General features: G+C 43.2%; 16 protein-coding genes. 11 read left to right on the top strand and 5 right to left on the bottom strand.

Features of this window, described 5'->3' with window-relative positions; genetic code table 11:
• Positions 1–87 precede the first annotated feature (87 nt).
• Positions 88–2,880: a tetratricopeptide repeat protein gene (locus M0C34_RS15215; RefSeq protein ID WP_248712530.1), complete on the top strand. Its 2,793-nt coding sequence runs from the start codon at positions 88–90 to the stop codon at positions 2,878–2,880.
• A 112-nt stretch (positions 2,881–2,992) separates the two neighbouring features.
• Here the strand turns inward: M0C34_RS15215 and ettA are convergent, their stop codons facing one another.
• Positions 2,993–4,657, bottom strand: a complete 1,665-nt coding sequence (gene ettA / locus M0C34_RS15210; protein ID WP_248712529.1) for an energy-dependent translational throttle protein EttA — start codon at positions 4,655–4,657, stop codon at positions 2,993–2,995.
• Positions 4,658–4,929: 272 nt separating this feature from the next.
• Between ettA and M0C34_RS15205 the strand changes: the two genes are divergently transcribed.
• Positions 4,930–5,841 (top strand): L,D-transpeptidase family protein, encoded by a 912-nt coding sequence (locus tag M0C34_RS15205; protein ID WP_248712528.1) that lies wholly within the window; start codon positions 4,930–4,932, stop codon positions 5,839–5,841.
• A 44-nt stretch (positions 5,842–5,885) separates the two neighbouring features.
• On the opposite strand, the gene M0C34_RS15200 is transcribed toward M0C34_RS15205, so the two are convergent.
• Together M0C34_RS15200 and M0C34_RS15195 are read right to left on the bottom strand one after the other, a co-directional pair.
• Positions 5,886–6,149, bottom strand: a complete 264-nt coding sequence (locus tag M0C34_RS15200) for an Lpp/OprI family alanine-zipper lipoprotein (RefSeq protein ID WP_248712527.1) — start codon at positions 6,147–6,149, stop codon at positions 5,886–5,888.
• A 265-nt stretch (positions 6,150–6,414) separates the two neighbouring features.
• Entirely contained in the window at positions 6,415–7,395 is a 981-nt protein-coding gene (locus M0C34_RS15195) for a ChaN family lipoprotein (protein WP_248712526.1), read from the bottom strand.
• Positions 7,396–7,700: 305 nt separating this feature from the next.
• Between M0C34_RS15195 and glyA the strand changes: the two genes are divergently transcribed.
• Positions 7,701–8,954 (top strand): serine hydroxymethyltransferase, encoded by a 1,254-nt coding sequence (gene glyA, locus M0C34_RS15190; RefSeq protein WP_248712525.1) that lies wholly within the window; start codon positions 7,701–7,703, stop codon positions 8,952–8,954.
• A gap of 338 nt (positions 8,955–9,292) precedes the next feature.
• Here the strand turns inward: glyA and M0C34_RS15185 are convergent, their stop codons facing one another.
• The gene (locus M0C34_RS15185) at positions 9,293–9,625 is read right to left on the bottom strand and encodes a ribbon-helix-helix domain-containing protein (protein ID WP_248712524.1); all 333 of its coding nucleotides are present in this window, start codon (positions 9,623–9,625) and stop codon (positions 9,293–9,295) included.
• Between the two features lie 74 nt (positions 9,626–9,699).
• Positions 9,700–10,260: a DJ-1/PfpI family protein gene (locus M0C34_RS15180; RefSeq protein WP_248712523.1), complete on the bottom strand. Its 561-nt coding sequence runs from the start codon at positions 10,258–10,260 to the stop codon at positions 9,700–9,702.
• Positions 10,261–10,602: 342 nt separating this feature from the next.
• Here M0C34_RS15180 and nrdR point away from each other — a divergent pair, with 342 nt between their 5' ends.
• From nrdR to M0C34_RS15140, 8 genes are all read left to right on the top strand, one after another.
• Positions 10,603–11,052, top strand: a complete 450-nt coding sequence (gene nrdR, locus M0C34_RS15175) for a transcriptional regulator NrdR (RefSeq protein ID WP_248712522.1) — start codon at positions 10,603–10,605, stop codon at positions 11,050–11,052.
• Complete coding sequence (ribD, locus tag M0C34_RS15170) at positions 11,053–12,183, top strand: bifunctional diaminohydroxyphosphoribosylaminopyrimidine deaminase/5-amino-6-(5-phosphoribosylamino)uracil reductase RibD (protein WP_248712521.1); 1,131 nt, start codon at positions 11,053–11,055, stop codon at positions 12,181–12,183. It begins immediately after the preceding gene.
• Positions 12,183–12,836: a riboflavin synthase gene (locus M0C34_RS15165; RefSeq protein WP_248712520.1), complete on the top strand. Its 654-nt coding sequence runs from the start codon at positions 12,183–12,185 to the stop codon at positions 12,834–12,836. Before ribD ends, M0C34_RS15165 begins: the two co-directional genes overlap by 1 nt.
• Positions 12,837–12,902: 66 nt before the next feature.
• The gene (gene ribBA / locus M0C34_RS15160; protein ID WP_248712519.1) at positions 12,903–14,015 is read left to right on the top strand and encodes a bifunctional 3,4-dihydroxy-2-butanone-4-phosphate synthase/GTP cyclohydrolase II; all 1,113 of its coding nucleotides are present in this window, start codon (positions 12,903–12,905) and stop codon (positions 14,013–14,015) included.
• Between the two features lie 104 nt (positions 14,016–14,119).
• The gene (gene ribH, locus M0C34_RS15155; RefSeq protein ID WP_248712518.1) at positions 14,120–14,584 is read left to right on the top strand and encodes a 6,7-dimethyl-8-ribityllumazine synthase; all 465 of its coding nucleotides are present in this window, start codon (positions 14,120–14,122) and stop codon (positions 14,582–14,584) included.
• A gap of 21 nt (positions 14,585–14,605) precedes the next feature.
• The gene (gene nusB, locus M0C34_RS15150; RefSeq protein WP_248712517.1) at positions 14,606–15,022 is read left to right on the top strand and encodes a transcription antitermination factor NusB; all 417 of its coding nucleotides are present in this window, start codon (positions 14,606–14,608) and stop codon (positions 15,020–15,022) included.
• 4 nt (positions 15,023–15,026) lie between these two features.
• Positions 15,027–16,004, top strand: coding sequence for a thiamine-phosphate kinase (gene thiL / locus M0C34_RS15145; RefSeq protein ID WP_248712516.1), 978 nt, complete (start codon positions 15,027–15,029; stop codon positions 16,002–16,004).
• A gap of 25 nt (positions 16,005–16,029) precedes the next feature.
• Positions 16,030–16,509, top strand: coding sequence for a phosphatidylglycerophosphatase A family protein (locus M0C34_RS15140; protein ID WP_248712515.1), 480 nt, complete (start codon positions 16,030–16,032; stop codon positions 16,507–16,509).
• Positions 16,510–16,874: the final 365 nt, after the last annotated feature.

Here is a 16,874-nt window from a genome sequence, read left to right as displayed (position 1 = left end):
TTTGTCTTTTTTTTACCTGCGGTTCATTAGATACTGTTGCGAGGTTAATTGATTAACCTCTGATGTAACAAGGAATCAAAGTTGATAATGAATAAAATCGTAATCGCACTCGCCCTAATAACCTTTAGCCAGCTTACTTTAGCCAATGAACAAATTAATGAATATGAATTAGCGGTAAAAGCTTATCACCTGGGGGATGAAAACGAGTCGTTTATTCACTTAAAAAACGCCCTGAAAGCAGACCCAGAACACCTATCATCCAAGCTATTACTTGCTAAAGTTTATTTCAATGCCAACAATCTTGCTTCGGCAGAAAAACAATTAAAGGACGCCTTAAACTTAGGGGCGGATATTAACTTAGTGTTGCCGCTGTTAGGTAACGCTTTGTTGTTACAAGGTAAGTCTTCAGAGTTACTCGGCTACGAAGAACGTGTCAACGAGTTCTCGCAAGCAACGCTATTTGAATGGAAGCTATTACGAGGTCGCATTTATCTACTTAACTCTCAAGTCGTCTTAGCGCGAAATGAGTTTGAACAAGCTATAAAGATATTGCCAAATAAACCAAATGCTATGAACACCTTAGCTACTTTGTTCCTGCGCCAAAAAGAATATGTACTGGCTGAGCAATGGGTTGAACGTTCTTTGTTAATTGATAAGCTTAATGAGCGTACTTGGTTGCTAAAGGGGGAGCTTGCAGCGAGTCAAGGCCAGTTGAGTGAGGCTTTGGCTAGCTATGAAAAAGCTTATAAGTTAGATCCTAACGATCCTAAAATTTTGCGCAGTCTGGTAATGATTCATTTGAAAAGTAATCAGATAGAGAAAGCCAAGCACTATCTAAAGAAAGTTCAAGAACAAACGCCTAACGACCCTACCGCCATTCTTATCAGTGCCACCTTATTGGCAGATGAACAACAGTCTGAACTCGCCGAGCAAACCCTCGCTGAGTTATCCCAAAAGGTCTCTGCGACGGAAAAAGGCGAGCTTACAGACACTACAACCCTATTATTCATCCAAGGCGCATCAGAATTTATTTTACAAAATGATGAGAAAGCTAAACAGTATTTAAGTCAATACTTACAACAAAAGCCAAGCGACTTAGGCGCTACGCGCATGTTGGCTAAAGTTTATCTGCGTTCAGGCGAACCTTATAAGTTGCAGTTGTTACTGCAAGATAACTTCGAATACATCATTCGTGACTTAGGCTTATCAGTTCAGTTGGTATATTTGTATATTGATGCGGGTCGCTTACGTGCAGCTGAACAAGCTTTTGACCAAGTTCGTGCCTATCATAGTGACTCAAATTATGTGGTGATTTTAGAGGCGGAGCTAGCTCGAGCAAATAGTGAATCTGAGCGTGCCTTATCCTTGCTGCAAAGCCTACCTTATAGCGAGGCAGATGCGCCGATAAAGTGGTTGCAGCTGAAAGGCGAGTTGGCCTTAGAAGTTGATGACTTTACGGAAGCTGAAAAAGTTGTTGAAGCACTCATTAGTCGAAACATTCAAACCAGTAATACCCAAAATCTGATTGCTGCTTACTATCTTAAAACACAACAGTTAGATCTAGCATTGCGCTATTTGGATGATGTATTAGCGCTCAGCCCTGAAAATATAGGGGCTCGTTTCAATAAAGCCGTTATTTTAAAAAACCAAGCTAAACCAGAGCAAGCCCTGTTGCTATTGGAACAAGTTTTAAAGACGCAAAATAATCATACACCTAGCCGCGTTCTAGCTGCGCGTACTCATATCCAACAACAGCAGTTTCCTGAGGCCTTAGCTCAATTGGATAAAGTGTTGCTTTATCAACAAGACAATAGAGTAGCGAGAGAGCTAAAACTAGATATTTATATGCAAACTCAGCAGTGGAGTTTAGCTTTAGGTGAAGTTGAAAAACTTAATCGAGAGTACATTCTCAATGAGCAATACTTATCTGCCTACGCAGAGGTATTAATTCGTTTAGAGCGTTATCAAGACGCTGAGAAACCGCTGGGTTTATTAGATAGTATGTGGAAAGCGCAACCCGCTAAGTTGGTTGTTTTAGCGCAGCTCCAAATTCAAGCCAAACAATTAGCCGCAGCAAAAAGCAGTTTAATCAAATCTCATCAGCTTGACCCTGAGCAAATGGCTACCTTGGTGTTACTGACCAAGGTAGAGTTGGCTCAACAGCAAATAGAAGAGGCCGAGACAACGGTAGCCAATCTAGAAGAGCTTTTTGGTGAAAGCAGCGAGCTACACGTTTTAAAAGGCGATATTCTGTTGCGTAAAAGCGTCAAGCTACAAGCACAAAAAGAATACCGTGAAGCGCTTAGGCAAAATGCCTTTAATCGCGAAGCGGTGATTAAGCTCTACCAGCTTGCTAAGCAAGATATTGAGACCGAGGTATTTCTTCAGCAACTAGAAGGCATTGTAGATGATAGCCCTGAAAAAGCTTGGCATCGTCGTCTATTGGCCGACAGTTATCTGCAGCAGCAAAACTATGCCAAAGCCCAGCGACACTATGAGGCTTTGCGATTGATCCCCGCGTTATACAACGAACCTGGCATTTTGAATAATTTGGCTAATATCTACGCCGCCAGTGATTTAGATAAAGCGCACGAGGTTATTGCTTTGGCTGTAAACCAAGGGGTTAAAAACGCTGCGGTGCTGGATACCATTGGCTGGATTGAAGTTAAGCGAGGCAATTTAGACCAAGGCTTAATACACCTGCGCGAAGCGTATACTATGGATTCATCTGATGCGGCTATTCGCTATCATATCGCTTTTGTCTTGGCTAAGTTAGGCCGTAATGCTGAGGCCAAACAGGAAGTTAAAGCCGCCTTAGAGCTAGACCAACAATTTTCTGAATACCAAGATGCTAAAGCACTATTGGATAGTTTAAGTTAGTGGTTTTTTGAGCAGACATAAAAAAGGTCACCTTAGGGTGACCTTTTGCTTATTACGCTGTACTCATTAGCAAATACAAACGACTTGATTTAAGCCATTTGATTTAAGCAATCTAGCTAATACGCTTGTATTTAATGCGATGAGGTTGTGCTGCTGCTTCACCAATGGTTTCTTTAAGCCAAGCTTCATACTCGGTGTAATTACCAGCATGGAAGTTAACTTGTCCTTCATCGCGGTAATCAAGAATATGAGTAGCGATTCGGTCTAAGAACCAACGGTCATGCGAGATAACCATGGCGCAACCAGCAAATTCTAGTAGTGCGTTCTCTAGCGCTCGCAGTGTTTCTACATCAAGGTCGTTGGTTGGTTCATCCAGTAGTAGCACGTTTCCGCCGGCTTGTAACAGTTTTGCTAAATGCAAACGGCCACGTTCACCACCCGATAGCTCACCTACACGTTTTTGTTGATCAGAGCCTTTAAAGTTAAAGCGGCCCACATAAGCGCGACTAGGGATCTCAACATTACCAATTCTTAGTATGTCAGAACCGCCAGACACTTCTTGCCAAACAGTTGCCTTGTCGTCCATATCATCACGGAACTGGTCGACACTGGCTATTTGAACGGAATCGCCTACCTCAACGGTTCCTGAGTCAGCCTGTTCTGCACCGGTTATCATCTTGAATAACGTTGATTTACCGGCGCCGTTTGGTCCAATAATACCGACTATCGCACCCTTAGGAATGCTGAAAGATAAGTCGTTAATCAACACTCGGCCGTCATAGGCTTTGCTGAGGTTATTAACGTCAATGACTTTATCCCCTAAGCGTTGCGCCGCAGGAATAAATAGCTCGTTAGTTTCATTACGGCTTTGGAAGCTTTGGGTGTTTAACTCTTCAAAACGAGCCATACGAGATTTGCTCTTACTTTGGCGACCTTTAGCATTTGAGCGAACCCATTCCAATTCTTTTTGAATTGACTTCATACGGGCTTTTTCTTGTGATGCTTCTTGGCTTAGGCGGTCTTCTTTTTGTTCTAACCAAGAAGAGTAGTTTCCTTCCCATGGAATACCTTCACCACGGTCAAGTTCTAAGATCCAACCTGCCACATTATCTAAGAAGTAACGGTCGTGAGTTACTGCTACTACGGTTCCTTCGTAATCATGTAAGAAACGCTCTAGCCATCCTACTGATTCCGCATCCAAGTGGTTGGTCGGTTCGTCGAGTAACAACATGTCAGGTTTCTCAAGCAATAAACGACATAATGCAACACGGCGTCGTTCACCACCAGATAGCTTCTCTATTTTGGCATCCCAATCTGGTAGTCGAAGCGCATCGGCGGCCCGCTCTAATTGATTCTCTAAACTATGGGCATCGTGAGTGGCTAGAATAGCTTCAAGTTCACCTTGCTCTTGAGCTAGGGCATCAAAATCTGCATCGGGCTCTGCGTAGGCGGCATAAACTTCATCAAGGCGAGTTTGGGCATTTTTAACAACAGCTACCGCTTCTTCTACAACTTCACGCACCGTTTTATCAAGGTCCATTTTAGGCTCTTGAGCTAAATAACCAATTTTGGTACCAGGGTTGGCGCGTGCTTCCCCTTCAATCTCGGTATCAATACCCGCCATAATGCGGAGTAAGGTGGATTTACCTGAGCCATTTAAACCCAACACACCAATTTTGGCACCAGGGAAAAAACTTAATGAGATATTTTTTAGAATATGCTTTTTAGGCGGTACGATTTTACCAACACGGTTCATCGTATATATGAATTGGGCCATTCGCCGTTCCTCTAGATTTTTCATTTGTTGTCGATGTGTTTAACGTTTACACCGATTCAGCAACTATTATTCTTCAGGCTTATGATACTGGCTTCGCCAAGGGATGCCAGTGTTTGCTCGCGCTTAATCGCTTTAGTTGTTTGATATAAGCGCTGTTCTGCAGCGATTTATATAAAAAATCCGTCGAGTTGCTTTGTGAGCACCAGCACTTTGTCGAAATAAGTCCCATTTAGTGTTATGTTGCGATTTCATTTATAGGATAAAAGTTATTCATGAAAAGATTGTTTGTTGCCTGTTTCGTCTTATGTTTGTCATGGTCGGTTTCTGCATTAACTTACGATTTACCCGCTGAGGGTAATCGCTTAATGGGGGGTAACCAATGGCATATCGTGCGCAAAGGAGAGACTATTGCGCATATCGCTGAACGTTATGAAGTGGGCTTTTTGGCAGTGATGGCAGCCAACAAAGGCGTCGACCCTTTCTTGCCTGAAGCAGGTACCGAATTACTGATACCTACGCAAATCTTATTACCCGATGTTGAGCGTAAAGGGGTAGTGGTTAACTTAGCCGAACTGCGTCTGTATTACTTTCGCCCTGATACTAATGTCGTTGATGTATTTCCGATCGGGATTGGTCGTATAGGCCGTGAAACCCCTGAAATGAGCACGCATATAAGCCAAAAAAGAGAGCAACCCACCTGGACGCCCACTCAGAATATTCGTAATGAATACCTAGCTAAAGGCATTACTTTGCCGGCGGTGGTTCAAGCGGGTCCAGAAAATCCCTTAGGTGAATATGCGCTTCGTTTGGCTTATGGCAATGGCGAGTACTTGATACACGGTACAAACAAAGAGTTTGGGGTAGGGTTACGGGTAAGTTCTGGTTGTATTCGTTTGTTTCCGCATGATATTGAATACTTGTTTTCTCAGGTCAATGTGCGAACACCGGTGCGAATTATTGATCAATCCATCAAACACTCAACCGAAACGAATGGTGAATACCTATTAGAAGTTCATCAGCCTTTAAACCGTTCACAAGAAGATATTTCGCAAGCGACGTCGCTAAAACTAAGTCGTGATGATATTAAGTTTATTACCCAAGCGGGAATTGATTCGTCAGTGGTAAATCAAGCCTTGAAAAATCAGCAGGGTATTGCATTGGCTGTGGGTGAAAAGCAGGGATAAAAAAAGGTGATACTGAGTATCACCTTTAAACCGTCGATTCTAACTTACTTAGTGTAAGAAGAAGCGATGTTGTCAATACGTTCGTTAGCACGCATTGCTTCTGCTTTCGCTTGGTCAGCACTCATTTGAGCTGACTTGATGTCACCACTCAAAGAGCTTTGCTCTGCACGAAGAGCTGCAACTTCGTTAGACAATGCGTCTACTTTATCGCTTAATGATTGTACGTTGTTTTCTAGAGCGGTAGTGTTAGAACAACCCGCTAGTAAAATAGTAGAAGCAATAGCGCCTGCAACTAAAAGCTTATTCATGGTAAGTCCGTCCTTTTTATTCAATTCTAACGACCGATGTCAGATCGTTGATTCGTTTAAGCAAAGCCATTCACTACAATGAGTGAGCCGCTGGTATGATTATGGCTCAATATTAGCAAGCTGCAAGCGTTTGTTGCTAAATCCGAAAAAAAATCATGGTAAATACAGGGATTTAAGAGTTACTGGCAATATATCATTAACAATTCATGCAATTTTATACTGTTGTTAGTGTTAGTTTCATTAGTTAATTTACGATACATAAGTTCTACTTTTTGCAGCTATTAATTTTATTTTTATTTATAGCACTGTATTCCGCCATTTGATGCTCTTGCTGCTGATAGCGAATAGGTAGTTGTTTTACCACAATGAGATAATCACCCTTGAGGGCCTTTTGCTGCTCATCTAACTGCGCAAACTCTGCTTGGTCAATCGCTACAATGGATGAAATCGTTTGATTGTTTAATCGTTGCTTGATTCGCGAGTAAGTGCCTTGCTGCATATCGACATGAAAATTTCCGGCAATGTGCATGACTTGTTTACTTGCGCCGTGGGCGAGTTCAGTGACGACTGATTCTGCCATCGTTTCATCCCACGCCAACATGGCTAAAAAATGGTTGTCTGCTTGCGCTTGGTCGCCATGGTGGCCATTGCCAAATAGCCGCTCTTTATAATCAGGGTCATCGCGAGTAAATGTTTCAGCTAGCATTGCGCGCTCGGCTGTTGGTAAGGTGTCAATATAAGTTTGACCTTGTTGACCAATGCAAGACACTAGCTTTTTGGGAGCATTGGCGGCGACAACCCTTAACTCATGTTGCTTGGCAAACTCGACCAAAGGTCGATAATCAGACGGGTAGTTAGGCCATGCGTTAGTTTGCTTAATTAACCAGGCTTCACCAATTTCGTTCGCTAGGTAGCGGTTCACTATGGCTTGTTGGCTGCGGTCAAATTGTTCCATCGACAAGCTTAAGTCATGCTGTTGCGCGTACAGGGATTGAAATAGTCGCAATTGGGCTAAATGGATAGCCGGCTGGCTATGAAATTCACCAAACAACACCACCGACGAGTTTGTTAGCAAATGGGCAAGTTGGTCGGTATTGTCAATCGTTTGCTGGTTTGTTGGATCATAGATGATGTAGTCATAGTAAGTATCCAACGCTGCGAGATGTTGTGCTTGCTTGGTCGGTGCTGAGCTACAGGCCGCTAAAGAAGTAAAGATAATAATTAAGCTAATAAGGCGAATAAACATAAAAGTCCAAAGTTACAAATGCATATGATAATCATTATCACTTAAGTTCTGTTCAACCGCAAAGTAATAACAAGGTTAACGTGAATTTATTTCATAAAGCTCAAAGCAAACGGTTAGAAAATTGTAAAATTTCAGCGTTAAGCTCACTATGCGAACTCAAACTAGCATAAAGGTTTATGTTAAGTTTATTCGATAAAACTAAACCTGTAGCAAAAAGTTTTACTGTGATCTGAAAAGGACTCAGGTTAGAATGCGCCTTCGAAAAATCACCCACCAACATGTAACAAAAGAGTCAGGAGATACTGATGTTAAAGCGTGATATGAATATCGCCGATTACGATGCCGAACTATGGCAAGCCATTACTAAAGAAGAAGTTCGTCAAGAAGAGCATATCGAATTGATTGCTTCTGAGAACTATGCCAGTCCACGAGTAATGGAAGCGCAAGGCTCTTACCTTACTAACAAGTACGCTGAGGGATACCCTGGTAAGCGTTACTATGGTGGTTGTGAGTACGTAGATCAAGCTGAAGTGTTGGCTATTGAACGAGCGAAACAATTGTTCGGCGCTGACTATGCTAACGTGCAACCGCATGCCGGCTCACAAGCTAACTCAGCAGTATTTATGGCGCTGTTAAAAGCTGGCGATACTGTGTTAGGTATGAGCTTAGCTCACGGTGGCCACTTAACCCACGGTGCCAGTGTAAGCTTCTCGGGAAAAATCTATAACGCCGTTCAATACGGAATTAATCCTGAAACTGGCGAACTAGATTACGCAGAAGTTGAGCGTTTAGCTAGAGAACACAAACCTCAAATGATTATTGCTGGCTTTTCAGCGTACTCAGGTGTGGTTGATTGGCAGCGTTTCCGTGATATTGCCGACGAAGTAGGTGCTTACCTATTTGTAGACATGGCCCACGTCGCTGGTCTTGTAGCTGCAGGTTTATACCCGAACCCTGTGCCAATCGCTGACGTAGTAACTACCACTACGCATAAAACCTTAGCCGGCCCACGTGGCGGTCTAATACTAGCTCGCGCCAACGAAGCAATAGAGAAGAAACTGAACTCTGCTGTATTCCCTGGCGGCCAAGGTGGTCCTTTGATGCACGTTATTGCCGCTAAAGCAGTAGCCTTCAAAGAAGCGATGGAGCCTGAGTTTAAGCAATACCAGCAACAAGTGCTAGATAATGCCAAGGCAATGGTTGCGGTACTTCAAGAGCGTGGTTACAAGATTGTATCTAACGGTACAGAAAACCACTTATTCTTGGTTGATCTCATTGATAAAGACATTACTGGTAAAGAAGCTGATGCAGCTTTGGGTCGCGCTAACATTACAGTGAACAAGAACTCGGTACCTAACGATCCTCGTTCACCGTTTGTTACTAGTGGACTGCGTATTGGTACTCCTGCGATTACTCGTCGAGGTCTTGATGTTGCGGCTTCTAAAGAGTTAGCCGGCTGGATCTGTGATGTACTCGATAATCTACAAGATGAAGCTGTGATTGAACGTGTAAAAGGCCAAGTGTTAGCACTTTGCCAGCGTTTCCCGGTCTACGCTTAAGTAAGCATGTAAACGTCAGGGATTGACGAGATAAAAGAAAGGAGGCTTTATGCCTCCTTTTTTGTATTTGTTTGTTAGTAAAACTACGGATTATTAAGACTAAATGTGAATAGGAACACAAACCAAGGAGGGATAGGCTGGGTTTTAGCCTGAGAATTAGACAGTTGGTACTGAAATTGCTCAGTTTTTAAGACCTAATTGATAAGTCAAATTACCAGCACCGTGGGTAATTTAAAATGAGAGATAAACACAATGGATATGAATCCAATTCAGACCGCAAAACGATTGATGATCATACAATTTGTCATCTGGGGTGGCTTTATGCTGCTAATTGTTACTTAAACGTAGTTATTGGCAATGGATTTGCCCATTTTGGGTTGCTTAGGCTTAGCTTTATTCAGCACTAATCGCTCACCTTGGTTTAAATAAGTGGTGCAGGCCACTCGTAGCAGCGACGTGAAATTGCCTACTTTTTCGTCACGCTGTAAAACTTCATGGTAAATTTGCGTCAAGAATGCCGCTAAGCTCAGATCGGCTTCGTTTGCTATTTGCTCGAGTAGCTGCCAAAAAATCGCTTCCAATCGAATGCTTGTGACCACGCCGTCAAGCCTAACTGAACGCGCTTTAAGCTCAAATAAGGCCGTTTCTGTCCCTGAATATATTTCACACATCGATGATATAACCATGATTAAGACTAGCCTCAATCATGGTCCATAATGGTAAATATTGCAGTGTCACTTTAGTCTTAATTTAACAATTTGTTAAACTGTGCAAGCCAAGCGGGGTGGGCTGGCCAAGCTGGAGCGGTCACAAGATTTTTATCACTGATAGCTTGGTTGACTTCAATGTCTGCGAAATCCCCTCCTGCAGCGGTCACTTCTGGCGCACAAGCTGGGTAGGCTGATATCTGTCTTCCGGCAGCGATACCCGCGGCGGTGAGTAACTGGGCGCCATGGCAAACAGCAGCAATGGGCTTATTGTTAGCGTCAAAGCTCTTTATAAGAGATAGCACTTTGGCGTTGAGACGCAGGTATTCAGGGGCTCGGCCCCCGGGTAATAGTATGGCATCAAAATCTACTTCTTCAATATCATCAAAATTACCGTTAAGGGTAAAGTTGTGGCCGGGTTTTTCGGTGTAGGTTTGATCGCCTTCAAAATCGTGAATCGCGGTTTTGATTTGCTCACCAGCTTTTTTGTCAGGGCAAACTGCAGTAACTTCGTGACCGACCATTTGTAAAGCCTGAAAAGGCACCATTAACTCATAGTCTTCAACAAAGTCACCCGCGATAATTAATACCTTACTCATAACTCACCTTTAACGTTTTGTTAACATTGGTGCTCATGATAGTTCTTCTATTTATCAGCGGGTAGTAAGGGAGTACTACTATGCTCTGCTTTGTCTTACGAATCTATCTAGCGCTTTTATTTTCAGTGGCTTAGCTAGCTCTTGGATTGCTAAGGTGGGCCAGAGAAAGGCCAGAGTTGAGAGCTAGCTCAAAGTTTTACTCAACATAAATCACCGTGCTTATTGAGCTAACTCCCTTTGGGTTTCTATTATCCCCTAGTAAGCAAGTCTTTATCTCAGCTAGCCTGTACCTTCTGTAACTAACCAGATAAAATCGAGCTAGGCTTAAAAAAGGTAATATTTATGTACTGTCCATTTTGCTCTGCTCACGAAACCAAAGTCATTGACTCTAGATTGGTAGCCGATGGCCATCAAGTGAGACGACGTAGAGAGTGCTTGGAATGCCATGAACGCTTTACCTCATTCGAAGTCGCTGAATTGGTGATGCCAAGAGTGATTAAAGGTAATGGAATAAGAGAACCTTTTAACGAAGAAAAAATGCGCGCTGGCATGATGCGAGCATTAGAGAAACGTCCGGTTAGTGTTGACGAAGTAGAGCAAGCAGTAAACAAGATTAAATCACAGTTACGCGCCACAGGTGAGCGCGAAGTAGAAACCAAGTTTATCGGTAACATAGTGATGGAGCAGCTTATCATGTTAGACAAAGTCGCTTATGTGCGTTTTGCTTCGGTGTATCACTCATTTGAAGACATCAAAGAATTCAGTGAAGAAATTGCGAAGCTGGAAAAATAGGTGAATTTTTCAGTGGCTGATAGCCAGTTTATGGCACGCGCAATTAGCCTGGCCAAACGAGGTTGCTATACCACGGCTCCTAATCCTAACGTCGGTTGTGTATTGGTGAAAAACGGCCAAGTAATTGGCGAGGGGTATCACCAAAAAGCTGGTGAGGGGCACGCTGAAGTCAAGGCGGTAGCGAATGCCAAAGCACGTGGCCATAGCCTACAAGGGGCTAGCTGTTACGTTACACTTGAGCCTTGTAGCCATGTGGGGCGAACACCGGCTTGCGCAACGATGCTCGTTGAATTGCAAGTTGCTGAAGTCATTATTGCCATGGTAGACCCTAATCCTCAAGTGGCTGGGCGTGGTATTAAACGCTTAGAACACGCAGGGGTAAAGGTTCGTACAGGGCTAATGGAACAAGCTGCGCGATCGCTAAACCCCGGCTTCTTAAGTCGAATTGAGCGCAAACGGCCGTTTGTTCGTTTGAAGTTGGCCGGTTCTATTGATGCTAAAACGGCATTGGCGAACGGTGAAAGCAAATGGATCACATCGGCCTATTCGCGCAGCGATGTGCAGCGTGAAAGAGCGCGTAGCCATGCAATTTTATCTACAGCCGCCACGGTATTGCGAGATAATGCCAGTTTAAATGTACGCCATGTCGAATTGGGCAGTTTAAGGCAGCAACTGGCAGCTAAAGATTTACGTCAGCCATTGCGGATTATTGTTGATCGCCAACAGCGCCTTTCTGCTGCGCCTAAAACACTTAATATATTTCAACACCCTCAATCTCTATGGGTTGCAGGCTTAGCATTACAGCCTGAACTTACAGCGGCTAAACAGCTCACCTTTAATGAAGAGGGTGGTTTGCTGAGTTTGTTAGAACAATTGGCCGAGGCAGAGATAAATGACTTATGGGTTGAAGCGGGGTCACAGTTTGCTGCGGCACTCATTAAGGCTGATGTCGTTGACCAATTAATCTGTTATCAAGCGGGTTTGTTAATGGGGGCCGATGCCAATAGCTTAGTTGAGCTAAAGGGCTTTACTAAAATGAGCGAGCTAAAATCTTGGATGTGCCTTGAAACTCGACAAGTTGGCCCTGATATTAAGACTATCTGGATCCCGCAATCACAGGGTGTGCAATAATGTTTACTGGAATCATCGAAGCCCTAGGAAAAATTAGCAGTATTGAAAAGCGTCGCGGCGATGTGCGTTTAAATATTGCCTGCGGGCACTTGGATATGGCTGATGTTAGGCTGGGCGACAGTATCGCGGTAAACGGTATTTGTTTAACCGTCGTTGAGTATGGCAGTGACTTCTTTTGTGCCGATGTCTCCACCGAAACGCTTAGCCTCACCTCTTTAGCCAAATGTAAGCAAGGCGATAAAGTTAATCTGGAAAAAGCGATGTTAGCCACTAATCGTTTTGGTGGGCATATTGTGAGTGGTCACGTTGATGGCTTGGCTGAGGTGGTAAATATATCTCCCAGCGCTCGAGCGATTAATATATGGCTTAAAGTACCTAGCGAGTTGGCGCGTTACATTGCTCATAAAGGTTCAGTAACGGTTGATGGGATTAGCTTAACGGTAAACGAAGTGCAGCAACAGCAGCTGCGTTTAACCATTATTCCCCATACCGCAGAGCAAACCACTATCTCTCAGTGGGCGCCAGGGCAAAAAATCAATCTAGAAGTGGATGTTATTGCTCGTTATGTTGAACGCTTGATTGGCTATGCGGAAGAAAATAAAGAATCTACAATTAGTACTGCTTTTTTGGCGCAGCATGGCTTTATGCGATAGGCGCAGCCAGCAGTAATAAGCATATATAATAATGAATAATACCCCTCAAGGTAAGAAAGGTTTGCTATGTCACTAAGCAGTATTGAAGAAATTATTGAAGATTTACGCCATGGAAAAATGGTGGTGTTAATGGATGATGAAGATCGTGAAAATGAAGGCGATCTGATTATGGCTGCTGATATGGTTACGCCTGAAGCGATTAATTTTATGGCAACTTACGGTCGTGGCTTAATTTGTTTACCGATGACCAAACAACGCTGTCAGCAACTCAAATTGCCATTAATGGTTGACGTAAATACCGAGCAATTTGCCACCAATTTCACGGTATCAATTGAAGCTTCTCAAGGTGTGACTACCGGCATTTCTGCTGCGGATCGCTCTCGTACCGTGCAAGCTGCAGTAGCGCGTGATGCAAAACCTGCCGATATCGTGATGCCGGGCCATATCTTTCCATTGATGGCACAAGAGGGGGGAGTATTAACTCGCGCCGGTCATACCGAGGCGGGTACCGATCTAGCGCGCCTCGCTGGCCGTGAACCCGCCGCAGTGATTGTGGAAATATTAAATCAAGATGGCACCATGGCTCGTCGTCCAGATTTAGAAGTGTTCTGCAAAGAACATGGCCTAAAAATGGGAACGATTGCTGACTTAATTGAATACCGTAACAATAATGAAACCACCATTGAGCGGGTCGCAGAATGTAATATGCCAACGCGCCACGGAGAGTTTAAACTGATTACTTACCGTGACACCATTGATGAAAAAGTGCATTTTGTTATGCAAGCTGGCGAAATTACCCCGCAAGACCCCACTTTAGTAAGGGTGCATCTTCATAACACCTTTAGTGATTTATTGGGCAGTGATCGCGCGGGTAAAATGAGCTGGCCTTTAGATAAAGCCTTAGAGAAAATTGCTAAAGAAAATGGCGTATTGGTTTTATTAAGCACTGATGACAATGCGGAAAACTTAGTTGAGCAAGTTAAAGCCTTTGCCTTACAAGATAAAGGTGAAACACCTAATCAGAAAAAGGTGAAAAGTGCTTCTCGTACCGTGGGTGTAGGGTCTCAGATTTTGGCTGATTTGGGGGTAAGCAAAATGCGTTTGCTGAGCTCTCCAAAACGCTACCATGCACTATCAGGTTTTGGTCTCGAAGTGCTTGAGTACATCGATCAACAATAACTCAGCGTATTTGTAACGAAATAAGATAATTTCATGTCTACCAAGTTAGTTGTGCTAGAATAGCGCGATTTTTTTGATGGACTCAAAGAAAAGGCAACAGTTTTATGAAAGTAATTGAAGCAAACCTAGCGACTCCAAACGCTAAAGTAGCCATTGTTATTGCTCGTTTTAATAGCTTTATTAACGAAAGTTTATTATCTGGAGCAGTGGATACACTTACCCGCCAAGGTGGAGTAAGTGATGACAATATCACGGTTGTACGTGTGCCAGGCGCGGTAGAAATTCCGCTAGCTGCAAAACGTATCGCCGCGACTAAAAAATACGATGCTATTATTGCTTTAGGCACCGTTATTCGTGGTGGTACTTACCATTTCGAATTAGTGGCCAACGAATGCCATAAAGGTTTAGCCCAAGTAATGATGGAGTATGACATTCCCGTTACTTTTGGTGTATTAACCACTGAGTCTATAGAGCAGGCGATTGAACGCGCCGGCACTAAAATGGGTAATAAAGGTACCGAAGCCGCCCTAAGTGCTTTAGAAATGATCAACTTAGTTGATCAGATATAAGAATAATTTGAGGATATCTCTGTGAAACCAGCCGCACGTCGTAAAGCTAGGCAATTTGCCACCCAGGCAATTTATCAATGGCAGGTGACCAAGGACAGCGTTGCTAACATCGAACATCAGTTCTTAACTGAACAGGACATGAGTAAAGCCGATGTACCGTACTTTTCTGATTTAATTTCAGGAGTAGTGGCTAACCATGAAAAACTTGATAAGGCGATGAGTTCTTCGCTGTCACGCAAGTTGGAAGAGTTAGATATTGTTGAACATGCAATTTTATTGATTGGTGTTTATGAGTTACTGATGGTGACAGATGTCCCACCTAAAGTTGTGATAAATGAAGCCATTGAATTAGCAAAATCATTTGCAGCAGAAGATAGCCATAAGTTTGTAAATGGCGTACTAGACAAGGTACTTCGCTTACAACAGTTCAAGTCGTAATTCTATGTCGTCTCAGTCACCGCTTGGTGAGTTTGATATCATTGAAAAGTACTTCCAGCAACGCAAATCACGCCAAGATGTTATTCTTGGCATTGGTGATGACGCTGCGCTGGTGATGCCCCCTGAAAATAGTCATCTCGCCATTTCTACTGACACCTTAGTTGAAGGCGTACACTTTTTTAAAGATATCCCACCTCGAGCTTTAGGGCATAAGGCCTTAGCTGTTAATCTGAGTGATATGGCGGCAATGGGGGCTGAACCTCGTTGGGCTACCTTAGCCATCACGCTGCCGGATGCAAATGAACAGTGGTTAGCGCAATTTTGCCGCGGTTTCTTTGATTTAGCTGAATACTTTAACGTTGACCTTATTGGCGGTGATACTACCAAGGGGCCGTTGAGTATTACAGTGACTGTGCATGGCGCCGTGCCTAGCGGTAAAGCTTTGCGCCGTAATGGTGCTAAGCCAGGTGATTGGCTATATGTCACTGGTAGTGTGGGTGATTCGGGCCTTGCCCTTGCACACTTACAAAATAAGCTACAGCTTAATCCACAGCAGTTAGAGTTAAGCTTAAAGCAACACTACTATCCTCAGCCGCGCGTTCTAGCCGGTTATGGACTTAGAGATATCGCCAGCTCAACCATCGATATATCAGATGGTTTATATAACGACTTGCAACACATTCTGAAGCAGAGTAACTGCAGTGCTACCTTAAAGCTTGATCAGCTCCCTATATCTGAAACCATGTGTGAAGCGGTTAGCGTTGACCAATGTTTTGCTTTTGCACTGAATGGTGGGGAAGACTACGAGTTGTGCTTTACTGTACCAGAGTCTAATAAAGGGTCGTTAGATACTTCACTATCCTACAGTGGTGTGCCTTATACGTGTATTGGCCAGTTAGCCCCCGGTAAAGGCGAGATCAAGTTGCTCTATCAAGACAAACCTTACCAGATAGAACATGCTGGTTGGGATCACTTTGTATAAACCTAAAAAGTAGAGAAAACCATTAATGGATAAGGCTTTAGCTAAGCTAAACTTACGTAATCCGCTTCACCTTTGTGCCGTTGGCTTTGGTAGCGGCTTAGCCCCTAAAGCGCCGGGTACTTTTGGTACTGTGGCTGCAATTCCGCTTTATTTACTTCTTTCAGGTTTACCTCTCTGGCAATACATTACGGTGCTATTCGTTTCTTTCGTATTTGGTGTATGGTGCTGCCAAAAAGCCAGTGACGCCATGGGCGTTCATGACCATGGTGGAATTGTTTGGGATGAGTTTGTTGGCTATTGGATAACCATGCTGGCGGTGCCACTTTCACCACTCAATGTATTGCTTGGATTTGTATTATTTCGATTTTTTGATGTATTAAAGCCTTGGCCGATCAAAATTTTAGATAAAAAAGTTCATGGTGGCTTCGGTATAATGATAGATGACGTATTAGCAGGGGTGTTTGCAGCAATTTGTTTGCAAGTTGTGCTGTTTGTTTTCGCCTAATTAATCATTCTCACCAATTTTCCTTTTTCTAATCCCTCAATTGTAGTTGATTCTGCTTATGTAAACATTACATAAGCTTATTCCTTTTTGCATAAATATGATCTTATAGCGAATCTCTAATCACTTTGACTGTGGCAGCTTCATTTTGTGTTATAAAATCCTGTCTATGCTATTTACACTGGCAGATAAAAATACTAGTTTATAACGGGCAAAAAGCGGATAAGACCTGATTTGATCTAACTCAGCTCACAAATTCACCTTTAATGGGGGTGTTTTTAAGAACAGGGTCTAGATTTATCAACAACAACAATTATTAGTCTATTCGCAAACACACCGAAAATGCAGTCATAACGGTTGCATACATG

It is taken from the genome of Agarivorans sp. TSD2052 (assembly GCF_023238625.1).
Classification (GTDB): Bacteria; Pseudomonadota; Gammaproteobacteria; order Enterobacterales; family Celerinatantimonadaceae; genus Agarivorans.
Note: the sequence above shows the minus strand (reverse complement) of the source record. Positions and strands in the feature narration are given on the sequence as shown.